General features: G+C 43.0%; 10 protein-coding genes and 2 tRNA genes. 5 read left to right on the top strand and 7 right to left on the bottom strand.

Features of this window, described 5'->3' with window-relative positions; translation table 11 throughout:
- Positions 1-83 precede the first annotated feature (83 nt).
- On the top strand, positions 84-2,180 hold the full coding sequence (gene ppk1, locus BCU75_RS21250) for a polyphosphate kinase 1 (protein ID WP_102475008.1): 2,097 nt from the start codon (positions 84-86) through the stop codon (positions 2,178-2,180).
- Positions 2,171-3,682 carry an exopolyphosphatase gene (gene ppx, locus BCU75_RS21245; protein ID WP_102475007.1) on the top strand — a complete coding sequence of 504 codons (1,512 nt, stop codon included), beginning with the start codon at positions 2,171-2,173 and terminating at the stop codon, positions 3,680-3,682. Before ppk1 ends, ppx begins: the two co-directional genes overlap by 10 nt.
- A gap of 76 nt (positions 3,683-3,758) precedes the next feature.
- Here the strand turns inward: ppx and BCU75_RS21240 are convergent, their stop codons facing one another.
- Genes BCU75_RS21240 through phoB form a run of 3 tightly spaced genes read right to left on the bottom strand, consistent with a single transcriptional unit; the run spans position 3,759 to position 6,754 of the window.
- The gene (locus BCU75_RS21240; RefSeq protein ID WP_102475006.1) at positions 3,759-4,736 is read right to left on the bottom strand and encodes a PstS family phosphate ABC transporter substrate-binding protein; all 978 of its coding nucleotides are present in this window, start codon (positions 4,734-4,736) and stop codon (positions 3,759-3,761) included.
- The gene (phoR, locus tag BCU75_RS21235; RefSeq protein WP_076677777.1) at positions 4,733-6,031 is read right to left on the bottom strand and encodes a phosphate regulon sensor histidine kinase PhoR; all 1,299 of its coding nucleotides are present in this window, start codon (positions 6,029-6,031) and stop codon (positions 4,733-4,735) included. The genes BCU75_RS21240 and phoR overlap by 4 nt, the downstream gene beginning before the upstream one ends.
- Before the next feature lie 33 nt (positions 6,032-6,064).
- Positions 6,065-6,754, bottom strand: coding sequence for a phosphate regulon transcriptional regulator PhoB (phoB, locus tag BCU75_RS21230; protein ID WP_004735064.1), 690 nt, complete (start codon positions 6,752-6,754; stop codon positions 6,065-6,067).
- Positions 6,755-6,947: 193 nt separating this feature from the next.
- Here phoB and rdgC point away from each other — a divergent pair, with 193 nt between their 5' ends.
- From rdgC to BCU75_RS21215, 3 genes are all read left to right on the top strand, one after another.
- On the top strand, positions 6,948-7,862 hold the full coding sequence (gene rdgC / locus BCU75_RS21225) for a recombination-associated protein RdgC (protein WP_076677775.1): 915 nt from the start codon (positions 6,948-6,950) through the stop codon (positions 7,860-7,862).
- A 205-nt stretch (positions 7,863-8,067) separates the two neighbouring features.
- On the top strand, positions 8,068-9,486 hold the full coding sequence (gene yegQ, locus BCU75_RS21220) for a tRNA 5-hydroxyuridine modification protein YegQ (RefSeq protein WP_017098091.1): 1,419 nt from the start codon (positions 8,068-8,070) through the stop codon (positions 9,484-9,486).
- Positions 9,487-9,518: 32 nt separating this feature from the next.
- Positions 9,519-9,773, top strand: a complete 255-nt coding sequence (locus BCU75_RS21215; protein ID WP_102475005.1) for a YfhL family 4Fe-4S dicluster ferredoxin — start codon at positions 9,519-9,521, stop codon at positions 9,771-9,773.
- Positions 9,774-9,815: 42 nt separating this feature from the next.
- Here the strand turns inward: BCU75_RS21215 and BCU75_RS21210 are convergent, their stop codons facing one another.
- The 4 genes from BCU75_RS21210 to BCU75_RS21195 all read right to left on the bottom strand — a co-directional run bounded on the left by BCU75_RS21210 (position 9,816) and on the right by BCU75_RS21195 (position 11,598).
- Positions 9,816-10,124: a hypothetical protein gene (locus tag BCU75_RS21210; RefSeq protein ID WP_076677772.1), complete on the bottom strand. Its 309-nt coding sequence runs from the start codon at positions 10,122-10,124 to the stop codon at positions 9,816-9,818.
- A 274-nt stretch (positions 10,125-10,398) separates the two neighbouring features.
- Positions 10,399-11,238, bottom strand: coding sequence for a penicillin-insensitive murein endopeptidase (gene mepA, locus BCU75_RS21205; protein ID WP_102475004.1), 840 nt, complete (start codon positions 11,236-11,238; stop codon positions 10,399-10,401).
- Positions 11,239-11,409: 171 nt separating this feature from the next.
- Positions 11,410-11,486, bottom strand: a tRNA-Trp gene (locus BCU75_RS21200).
- A gap of 35 nt (positions 11,487-11,521) precedes the next feature.
- Positions 11,522-11,598, bottom strand: a tRNA-Asp gene (locus BCU75_RS21195).
- Positions 11,599-11,655 lie beyond the last annotated feature (57 nt).

Genomic DNA, 11,655 nt, shown 5'->3' with positions numbered 1-11,655 from the left:
GTAAGATCATGGATTTTGTGAATTTTGTCATTCTAAATTAAAGTAATCAGCTCTATAGCCAGCACTCAAGGATTATCATCGCGATGGAAAAAGACTATGTCACAAAAGAACTTAGCTGGTTATCCTTCAATGAAAGAGTGCTCCAAGAAGCAGCTGATAAGTCAGTCCCCTTAATCGAAAGAGTTCGTTTCTTAGGTATTTACTCAAAAAATCTCGATGAGTTTTACAAGGTCCGATTTGCTGATGTGAAACGAAAAATCTTACTTCAAAATCCACAATTGCCTGTTAACTCGCAGAAAACCTTACTGACCCAAATGCAGAGCAAAGCAAGTAAGCTCGATGTTCGATTCCATGAGCTGTATAACGACCTATTGTTGGAACTGGCGCGCAATCGTATTTTTTTGGTCAACGAACAACAAATCAACGAAGAGCAAAGTGAGTGGATCAAAAAGTACTTTAAGAAAAAAGTGCTGCCACATTTAACTCCGTTTCTCTTGAACGAAGATAGCCAGTTGCTCAATATTATGAAAGACGAGCAAAGTTACTTAGCCATCGACATCGAGCATGAGGCATCTTCTCAATATGTCTTACTCGAAATCCCATCAGAAGCTCTCCCTCGATTTGTTAAGTTACCAGACACTTCTGGTTCACAGCGTACGACTTTGATCTTATTAGATAATATAGTTCGGTTTTGTTTAGATGACTTGCTTAAAGGATTCTTTGAGTATGACTCCGTGCGTTGCTTTGCTATAAAAATGACTCGTGATGCCGATTATGACCTTCAAGAGAGCAATGAAAATAGTCTACTAGAATTGATGTCTTTAGGTTTAGAACAGCGCTTAACGGCACTACCGATACGCCTTATCTATGAGTCAGAAATGCCAGCTGAAATGCTCAGTTTCTTACAAGTCAGACTAAGGCTGTCTGACTATGACAGTGTCATTGCAGGTGGTCGCTATCATAACTTCAAACATTTTTCTGAGTTCCCAAGCCTTAATCGACGTGATTTAGTTAATCGTCCACTACCCGCGATTAAGTGCGCGCATTTCAGCCACTACCCAAACTATTTCGACGCGATCAAAGCTCGTGACATCTTGTTGCATTACCCTTACCACACCTTTAATCACATTACTGAACTCGTGAGGCAGGCTTCCTTTGACCCGAAGGTCACCTCCATAAAAATAAACGTTTACCGTGTTGCAGAAGGCTCAAAGCTCCTTAGCTCGATCATCGATGCGGCACACAATGGAAAAAAGGTCACTGTGGTTGTCGAGCTACAAGCCCGCTTTGATGAGCAAGCCAATATTCAATGGACTAAGAAACTTCAAGAAGCGAGAGTAAAAGTAATCCATGGTATTCCGAGTTTAAAAATCCACTCCAAGCTGCTGCTCATTAAAAGGAAAGAAGGCAAGCATACAGCGCATTACGCCCATATTGGCACCGGTAACTTTCATGAAGTAACAGCGCGCGTATATACCGATTTTTCTCTGATCACTGCGAATGAAGATTTGACCCAAGAGGTGAGGCAAGTCTTTAAGTATATTGAAAACCCTTATCAAAAGTCCCAGTTCAAACAACTGATTGTGTCACCAAAGAATACAAGAAAACGCCTGTATCAGTTGATAGATAATGAAATACAAAACGCGATAGAGGATAAGCCGGCAAGCATCACTCTAAAACTCAACAATTTGGTCGACCGAGAAATCATTGAGAAGCTCTATCAGGCTAGCCAAGCCAATGTAAAAGTGAGAATGGTCATTCGTGGTATGTGCTCTCTTGTCCCTGGCATACCCAACATCAGTGATCAGATTGAGATTGTCAGTGTGGTCGATCGTTTTCTCGAACACCCAAGAGTGATGATCTTTGGTAACGCTGGAAATCCAAAAGTCTATATCTCCTCTGCCGACTGGATGACGCGAAACTTCGATCATCGGATCGAAGTCGCCACTCCAATTTTAGATCCAAATATCAAGCAAACCATTATCGATATCACCGAGTTTCATTTCGATGACAGCAACAAAGCTCGAGTGCTAGACCAATCGATGAGCAACCCTTACATACAACCACCAGCCAACCCACTAAATTACCCGACGTCGCAACTCTCCACTTACCACTATATTAAACGTATGGAGAAACTTGCTCGCAAGAAGTACAAACAAGAGAAGAAATCATGCCACTAATGGATAACAAATATTCTCGATGTATTGCCGCTATCGACTTGGGTTCGAATAGTTTCCATATGGTGGTTGCTCGAGTATTCGACCAACACCTGCAATTAGTCAGCAGACACAAACAGAAAGTGAGATTAGGTGATGGGTTGGATGAGCACAGCTTCTTATCCGAAAGCGCTATCGAGCGAGGTTTGGAGTGCCTCAAGGTATTCGCAGAACGACTAGCGGATTTTGAACTTGATAATGTCAGAGTCGTTGCGACTCATGCTCTAAGAAAGGCCAAAAACGCCAAAAATTTCTTAGAGCAAGCTAAACCACTCTTTCCTTTTCCAATAGAGATCATTTCAGGGCAAGAAGAAGCCCGAATTATCTATAACGGCGTAGAGCACACACAAGCCGCTTCCGAATCCAAATTAGTCATTGATATCGGTGGAGGAAGTACTGAATTAGTCGCTGGACAAGGCTTTACCCCCCAAGTCATGCGTAGCTTACCAATGGGATGTGTCAGTTTTACTCAGCGTTTCTTTGCCGATGGAGAGCTGACATCACAACACTTCTCCGATGCTTATGTCTCTGCTACTCGCCTGCTGATGCCATTAATTGAAGAATACCAAAAAAACGCTTGGGAAGTCGCCTTTGGCTCATCAGGTACTACTAAATCAATAAAAGAGGTACTCATTGGCTTAGGGTTCACCGATGGTCTCATTACGCCGCAACGCCTATCCTATTTGAAGAACCACTTATGTGAATTTCCATCATCTAAGGGATTAGATCTTTCAGGTTTAAGCGATGAAAGAAAGTCGGTGTTTGCCGCTGGTGTCACCATTCTTTCAGCAGCGATGGATATGCTAAACATCAAAGAATTACATTTCTCCGATAGCGCCCTAAGAGAAGGGGTTCTTTATGATATGGAAGATCGGTTTAAAGATATTGATGTTCGAACAAGAACTGCCGAAACGCTAGTCTCTCGATACCATGTTGACGTAGTTCATGGCCAAAAAGTCAAAGTACTCGCCCTTGCCTTATTGAAGCAAGTGCAACCTCAGGTGAGTACTGCGGTAAACAATGAACTTTATGATCTCATTGGGTGGGCTGCATTGCTTCATGAAGTTGGACAAAGCATTGCATTCCAAAGCTATCACCGTCATTCAGCTTATTTACTTAAACATACGACTATGCCCGGTTTCAATACTGAGCAGCAGCGCCTGATCTCAACATTAGTTCGCTATCAAAGAAAAGCGATTAAGCTTAGTGACTTACCGGATCTCACGCTATTCAATACAGGGCAGGTAACGTTATTAATTCAAGTATTGAGGATGGCAATCCTACTCAATCGACAGCGAAACCAATCACCAATACCGAATGTAAAGTTAATCATTGAGCAAGATGAGAACTGGTACTTAGAAGGAGATGCAACCGACTGGTTAGCTCAAAACCAACTGCTTGATTACGAACTCAAAGAAGAACAACAACGTTGGCAAAGTGCTGGATGGTCGTTGAAGTTTGAATAATAGGTAACCTCAATAAAACAGCCTGCGATTTAGCAAGCCGTTCCTAGGTTCGTTTTCTATGTTAATCGTACCTAAATCAGAGTCCTATTTTTGCCAACTCTTGTTCAGCGAACTCAGACGGTATCGCTAAGTAGCCGTCTTTCTCTACAAGCTCTTGCCCTTGCTTTGAGAACACAAAAGTAAGGAACTCTCTTTCAACAGGAGAAAGCGGTTTATCAGGATGCTTATTCACATACACATAAAGAAAGCGAGATAATGGGTAATCACCACTCAAGATATTCGCTCGAGTCGGCTCGACATAATCAGAACCCTGCTCTGAAATAGGAATTAACTTAACACCAGCCACTCGATACCCAATACCGGAATACCCTATCCCGCTGATTGATGAAGCGACCGACTGTACAACCGATGCAGAACCTGGCTGCTCATTAACTCGGTTCTTAAAGTCACCGCCGCACAGTGCGTTTTGTTTGAAATAGCCGTACGTTCCCGAAACAGAATTACGACCAAACAGTTGAAATCGATGTTTTGCCCACGGCTGTTCGATACCTAAATCTTGCCAATTATTTAGCGACTTAGTCGCGCCGCAGCGCAATGTCTCTGAAAATATGCTGTCAATCTGGTGAAAGTTAAGCCCTTCAATTGGGTTATCACGATGCACAAAAAGCCCAATAGCATCGATAGCGACTCGCAGCGCTGTCGGCTTGTAACCATGTTCTCTTTCGAACGCTTCTACTTCTCGTAGGCGCATTGGTCGACTCATAGGCCCAAGCTGAGCTGTACCTTCCGTTAAAGCTGGAGGTGCCGTTGAAGAACCAGAAGCTTGAACCTGAGCGTTAACGTTAGGGTAGTAAGACTTAAATTCTTCAACCCATAATGTCGTCATACCCGCCAAGGTATCCGAACCAACAGACAGTAAGCTCCCTGAAATACCCGGAACCTTAGCGTAATCAGGAAGTGAGTCGACACCCTGTTCGGCATGAACTGGGTTAACCAAAGCAATTGCTAACAATGAGCTGGCGGGTAAACGCATCCTGCGTGTCAAACAACTCATGACACTGTCAATCGGTTAGGTAGCGTGAAATGGAATCGGCTACCAACACCCACTTTACTTTGAATTTCTAAATGTGAGTCATGATGACTAAGTGCATGTTTCACAATCGCCAGTCCAAGACCACTACCACCAGTATCGCGAGAGCGTGCTTTATCTACACGGTAAAAACGTTCTGTGAGTCGATGTAAGTGTTGTGGTTCAATACCGTCTCCGGTATCTGACACATCCAAACACGCGCCTTGACTAGTTTGATACCAGCGAACCTTAACCGTAGCGCCCGGTGGTGTATATTTCACTGCGTTATAAACCAGATTCGATATCGCACTTCTCAGCTGATCTTCATCAGCGAGAACTCGTAGACTCTTATCGATATCAAATTCAAGCTTATGTTCTCGGTCACCGCTTAGGCTTGCCGCTTCTTTTTCAAGAACCTCAAGCATAGCCGGAACGTTCACCACTTCATCAAGCTCATGCATCGGTGCTGCTTCGATTTTTGACAGTGTTAAAAGCTGATTCACCAGACTGTTCATGCGATTCAGTTGCTCAGTCATCACACCATGAGCCTTAGGCCACATAGGCCCAACGACCATGTCTGGATCTTCCGTCATTTCAAGATATCCCTGAAGTACGGTCATTGGAGTGCGTAGCTCGTGAGAAACGTTAGCAAAAAAGTTCCGGCGCATGCCTTCTAGCTGCTTTAGCTGAGTAACATCACGTACTACCATTAGGTGCTCGCCCTCGGTATACGGCACGATACGAAGCTCGAGCATGCGCTCCACATTCAGTGGCGAAGGCATCTCTAACGGCTCTGAGAAATCTTGTTTATTAAGATACTTGATGAAGTCCGGCGTGCGGATCAAGTTAGAAATCGGTTGTCCTGAATCATCTGGCCAGCGAAACCCCAGTAAATACTGAGCAAGCTTATTACACCAAACGATATTGCCTTCACCGCGAAATACCACAACGGCATCGGGAAGGGATTCTGCACCGTTTCTGAAACGGCGGATTAGGTTGGTCAGCTCTTTTCTTTTACGACGCTGTCTCTGTTGCATACGGTAAATACCGTTAAACAGAGATTCCCAGTTTCCAGAACCTGATGGTGGTGTTAAACGCTTTTCATCCCATAACCAAGCGGACAAACGCATTTGATTATGTAGATGCCAGCCGAGCTGCAATATCGTAGCAGCCAGCAGTAACCAAGGTAAGTAGCCGAACATCCAACCGACTAAAAACCAAGGTGCGTAAAAAAAAGCCAGCTCCCAAGCTAGCTTTTTCCAGGTTAACTTTTCAACCATTCAGGACTCCGTAAACTGCGTAGCGAAGCCACATTAAGCCTTTGTAGAAAAACGGTAGCCCGCGCCGCGAACCGTTTGGATTAGCTTATCGTGACCTGCCGATTCAAGTGCTTTACGTAGGCGTCGAATATGTACATCAACAGTACGGTCTTCAACGTAAACGTTGGTACCCCATACGTTATTCAGTAGTTGCTCTCGACTATACACACGCTCTTGATGAGTCATAAAGAAATGCAGCATTTTGAACTCTGTAGGCCCCATATCAACTGGACCTTCGCTTGCGGTAACGCGGTGAGATACAGGGTCTAATTTAAGCCCTTGTACATCAATCACATCTTCTAGCGCGGTAGGCGTTACACGGCGGATAACCGCTTTCAGGCGAGCAACGAGTTCTTTTGGTGAAAATGGCTTGGTGATGTAATCATCAGCGCCCACTTCTAAACCTCGAACTTTGTCTTCTTCTTCGCCACGAGCAGTCAGCATCACTACTGGGATGTTGCGAGTTAACTCTTCACGCTTCATGTGCTTGATAAAGTTTATCCCGCTACCACCAGGTAGCATCCAATCTAGTAATACTAGATCTGGGAAAGGTTCGCATAGCTTGTTTACCGCTGTATCGTAATCTTCAGCCTCTACTGCTTGGTAGCCTTTTTGTTCAAGTACAAAACACAACATCTCACGAATAGGTGCTTCATCTTCAACGACCAGAATCCTTCTCGACATAATTGAATAGCCTTAGTATTTAATCAACGCATTGCATTATCTGGTTTAATTATGACACTTTTGTGACCTTTGAAAACAAATTTTCATATAACTGTCTCAAACATTTCACTTTTAATTTTTATTGCAGGTATAAGACAAATGGATCGAAATCTCCTATGATGAGCGTCTTCAGATAAAGGTATGAGAAATATTTATGTGGTTTAAGAATTGCCTCGTCTATCGCTTTAATCGTGATATAGACTTCAACGCAGATCATCTAGAGAAACAACTTGAAGAGTTCCGTTTTACCCCTTGTGGTAGCCAAGACAAACAAAAGTTTGGTTGGGTAAATGCGATGGGTAGACACGGCGATATGATGACGCACGTATCAGAAAACCGCATTCTAATCTGTGCAAAGAAAGAAGAGAAAATGCTTCCTGCTTCTGTGATCAAAGATTCATTGAATGCAAAAATAGAAACGCTTGAGGCAGAGTCTGGTACTCCTCTGAAAAAGAAAGAGAAAGACAGCCTAAAAGAAGACATCATCATCGATCTTCTTCCTCGTGCTTTCAGCCGCAGTAACTTCACTTACGCGCTGATCATGCCGAAAGAAGGCTTTATTGTGGTTGATGCTAGCAGCTACAAAAAAGCTGAAGACGTATTAGCATTACTACGTAAAACTATGGGTAGCTTGCCAGTAGTGCCTGCTATTCCAGAGCAAGCAATTGAGACGACTCTGACAGAGTGGGTTAAGTCAGGCGATACTCCTCAAGGCATTACGATGCTTGATGAAGCTGAGCTTAAATCAATCCAAGAAGACGGCGGTATTGTTCGAGTTAAGAAACAAGAACTAGAAGCTGATGAGATTAAAAACCACATTGAAGCCAACAAAGTTGTGACTAAGCTTCTTATCAACTGGCAAGACCGTATTGAATTTATTCTTGCAGAAGATGGCAGTATCAAGCGTCTAAAATTCAGTGATGAACTAAAAGATGAGAACGACGATATTCCTCGTGAAGATCAAGCTGCACGTTTTGATGCAGACTTCTCTCTACTTTGTGGTGAGTTCAGTGTTTTCCTACCAAACCTATTCGAATCATTAGGTGGGTTAACTCAACCTAACGCTTAATCAGTCATACTCAAAGCTCAGATGTCGATGGCATCTGAGCTTACTTCCCTCAAACTTCTGCTTATATTCATCTCTCCACCCTATTCTTAATATCATTGTTATCTTTAAGGCTATCAACCAAGCTCATTTTAGCGTAAAATTTGCGCCCCTTTGATATCACTTGGTGGTATCAACCTGACTTGAGATCAGATTAGAGAACGAAGCAATGACTACACAAAAACCATTTGTACCTGAACTATTATCACCGGCAGGAAGCCTTAAAAACATGCGTTACGCATTCGCCTACGGCGCAGATGCAGTTTACGCAGGCCAGCCACGTTACAGCCTTCGTGTTCGTAACAACGAGTTCAATCACGAAAACCTACAAATCGGTATCGATGAAGCTCATGCTCAAGGCAAAAAGTTATATGTTGTATGTAACATTCAGCCACACAACTCTAAATTAAAAACATTTATTCGCGACCTTAAGCCAGTTGTTGAGATGGGCCCAGACGCACTTATCATGTCAGACCCAGGTCTTATCATGATGGTACGTGAATCATTCCCTGAAATGCCGATCCACCTTTCAGTTCAAGCAAACGCAGTAAACTGGGCGACCGTAAAGTTCTGGTCAACTCAAGGCGTTGAGCGTGTGATCCTATCTCGTGAACTATCTCTTGAAGAAATCGAAGAGATTCGCGAACACTGCCCAGAAACAGAGCTAGAAATCTTTGTTCACGGTGCTCTATGCATGGCTTACTCTGGTCGTTGTCTGCTTTCTGGTTACATGAACAAACGCGATCCAAACCAAGGTACTTGTACTAACGCTTGTCGTTGGGAATACAAGACAGAAGCTGCTAAAGAAGACGAAAACGGTCAGATCGTTGAAGCTAACCCTACAGGCGTTGCTATTCAAGAAGTCGAAACTCAAGGTATTGAAGTTCAAGACGAGCGCCCTGACAACACACTAGGCCTTGGTAAACCAACTGATGAAGTCGTTTTACTTTCTGAATCACACAAACCTGAAGAGAAAATGGCGGCGTTTGAAGATGAGCATGGTACTTACATCATGAACTCGAAAGATCTTCGCGCAATCCAGCACGTTGAGCGCCTAACGAAGATGGGTGTTCATTCATTGAAAATTGAAGGCCGTACCAAGTCTTTCTACTACTGTGCACGTACAGCTCAGGTTTACCGTAAAGCTATCGATGATGCTGTTGCAGGTAAGCCATTTGATGAGAGCCTAATGGGTACGCTAGAGAGCCTAGCTCACCGAGGCTATACTGAAGGCTTCCTACGTCGTCACACTCACGATTCATACCAAAACTACGAATACGGTTACTCTATCTCTGATACTCAACAGTTTGTTGGTGAATTCACAGGTAAACGCCGTGGCGACCTAGCTGAAGTAGAAGTGAAAAACAAATTCCTAGTTGGTGACAGCCTAGAAATGATGACACCGAAAGGTAACATTGTTTTCAAACTAGAAGTTATGGAAAACCGTAAATCTGAAGCAGTAGACGATGCGAAAGGTAACGGACACTTTGTGTTTATTCCAGTACCTGCTGATCTTGACCTAGAATTTGGTTTATTAATGAGAAACTTGAGCGCAGGCCAAGATACACGTAACGCTTCAGGTAAGTAACTTTACTTAGAAGCTCTACTGAGAAGAAAACAATGGCCCTGTTAATAACTGACAAGTGCATAAACTGCGATATGTGTGACCCAGAATGCCCAAATGGCGCAATCACTATGGGTGACAGTATCTTCGAAATCGATCCTGATTTATGTACTGAGTGTAAAGGTCACTATGAGAAGCCAACATGTCAGTCAGTGTGTCCCATTACAAAATGCATAATCACTGACCCAAACAATATTGAAACTGAAGACGAATTATTAGAAAAGTTTGTCATCATTCAAGGCTTGACCTAAAAGAGAAAAGGTTCAACTTAGTCATCAAGTTGAACCTTTTTTTTAACCCGATTTTTCAATAGGGTATATGTTGCAAAACATCTCTTTCTCAAATTGATATTCGAGTTGTTCTCGCCAGTTTTTGGATTGAGATACAGGTACCAAATAAAAATTCTCCCGACTGGTATCAGTGACAAATGCCAATCCATGTTGCATCAGTTCATAATGAACATCATTCACAAAGTTAGGGTCTAACCGTTGTCGACCTGTTAGCTGGTTTATATCTTCTCTAGAAATTGAAATACCGATATTCTCACTACTGAATCTATGTCTTAACCATTTAGAGAATTCCCTCGCGCAAATCATAGTCATTGACTTATCCTTGATTTTTTATAAACGGGTATCAGACTCTGATTTTCATATACTGCACATAAGCCGCATCTTTCACCCAAAAAACACGCCATCCCTGACTAAGCATTATCAAATTGATCGTTGTTTTTGCTCTTGTCGTTATTCGTTTGTTTTGATATCAAACGATGTTCTTAATTACGTGTTTATAAACTCTAGACAAAAGTGTGACATTTCTCCAGTTTTAGAGTCGAGAAAACCAGTGGCATTACCACTGTAAAACGCCTCGATAAGCACGTTATTTATTCGATATCAAAGCCAAACACTGGCTAGGCATCACTTTAACTTTCTTTTTTTTCTTACTTTTAGCAACTTTTTTAGGTGGCGGAACTGGAATAGTCTGTGGGGCCCAACTAGCAAGCTCACCTCCACAGCCATCACCTTTTGGAGGGGTTGCTTGAGCTATGCAGTTTGAACTGCCTTTAGGGCATTTTAAACGAACATGAAAATGGGAATGATGCCCCCACCAAGGCCTAATTTTGCCTAACCAAGTTCTATCATTGGCGTCAGAATTTTCTTGTTCACAAAGGGCTTGCTTAATCACTGGATGAACAAAAATACGTACCACTTTTTCATCTTGGGCTGCATAACGAATCATTTGAAAATGATTATCGGTCCAATTAGATTTACGCAATTTGTAATTGGTAAGGTCGACAACGCTGATTGGCTTAGGAACTGCGAGTTCATTTTCTGAAAGTCTCTTGTCAGTGAGCCTTAACCATATATCAATATCCAACCCAGTCTGGTGACTTGAATGACCAGAAGAAAAGCGCCCACCTCGAGGTAGGGAGATATCGCCAACTAACAAGTTAGTGTTGAGTTGTTCGCTTATAGTTACACCAAGCCTTTCAATAAACTGAATGGCCTCTGTATGTCCATAGTAGCGCTCTCTCTGAGGACGAATAACTTGGTAACCTTGACCGTCAATGGGTAACGCTTGTCCACCATCTAAACAGCCATTAGCGTAGCTACCTATTGATGAGGTTGAGTTTGTTGTCGGGCTCTTCTCTTTTTCCCATGGGGTTGCTGATACGTAAAACGAACATAAGATAAGAGCTGTTGCACAAAATAACCTCATAACTATTCCAAATGAATGATATCTACTTTTTATACTAGTCGGCATTGGGGACAGGTGCATATCGAGGATGATATTTAGGAGATAAAAGTGGAGTTTCACTTGGAGAAGGGCGCTAATGTTCAAATCATAGAAAGCAAAAAGGCTCTAGTCTTTCGACTAGAGCCTTAAATATGGCAGGGGTGGAGAGATTCGAACTCCCAACACGCGGATTTGGAATCCGCTGCTCTGCCAATTGGAGCTACACCCCTATTTTCAGTTTTAAAGAGCTGAAACTCTGAATAAGTGGCGGAGTGGACGGGACTCGAACCCGCGACCCCCGGCGTGACAGGCCGGTATTCTAACCAACTGAACTACCACTCCGCAGTGGTCAACTCACTAAGTGAGCGTCCATATCTTCAGGTCGGTCAACCTAAAGAT

Source organism: Vibrio splendidus (genome assembly GCF_002873455.1).
Taxonomy (GTDB): domain Bacteria; phylum Pseudomonadota; class Gammaproteobacteria; order Enterobacterales; family Vibrionaceae; genus Vibrio; species Vibrio splendidus_J.
This window is presented reverse-complemented; position numbering and strand designations above follow the sequence as displayed.

Excerpts from the sequence above, each read along its gene's own strand:
- ppk1 (WP_102475008.1), top strand. The coding sequence starts at position 84 with ATGGAAAAAGACTATGTCACAAAAGAACTTAGCTGGTTATCCTTCAAT.
- ppx (WP_102475007.1), top strand. The coding sequence starts at position 2,171 with ATGCCACTAATGGATAACAAATATTCTCGATGTATTGCCGCTATCGAC.
- BCU75_RS21240 (WP_102475006.1), bottom strand. The coding sequence starts at position 4,736 with ATGAGTTGTTTGACACGCAGGATGCGTTTACCCGCCAGCTCATTGTTA.
- phoR (WP_076677777.1), bottom strand. The coding sequence starts at position 6,031 with ATGGTTGAAAAGTTAACCTGGAAAAAGCTAGCTTGGGAGCTGGCTTTT.
- phoB (WP_004735064.1), bottom strand. The coding sequence starts at position 6,754 with ATGTCGAGAAGGATTCTGGTCGTTGAAGATGAAGCACCTATTCGTGAG.
- rdgC (WP_076677775.1), top strand. The coding sequence starts at position 6,948 with ATGTGGTTTAAGAATTGCCTCGTCTATCGCTTTAATCGTGATATAGAC.
- yegQ (WP_017098091.1), top strand. The coding sequence starts at position 8,068 with ATGACTACACAAAAACCATTTGTACCTGAACTATTATCACCGGCAGGA.
- BCU75_RS21215 (WP_102475005.1), top strand. The coding sequence starts at position 9,519 with ATGGCCCTGTTAATAACTGACAAGTGCATAAACTGCGATATGTGTGAC.
- BCU75_RS21210 (WP_076677772.1), bottom strand. The coding sequence starts at position 10,124 with ATGACTATGATTTGCGCGAGGGAATTCTCTAAATGGTTAAGACATAGA.
- mepA (WP_102475004.1), bottom strand. The coding sequence starts at position 11,238 with ATGAGGTTATTTTGTGCAACAGCTCTTATCTTATGTTCGTTTTACGTA.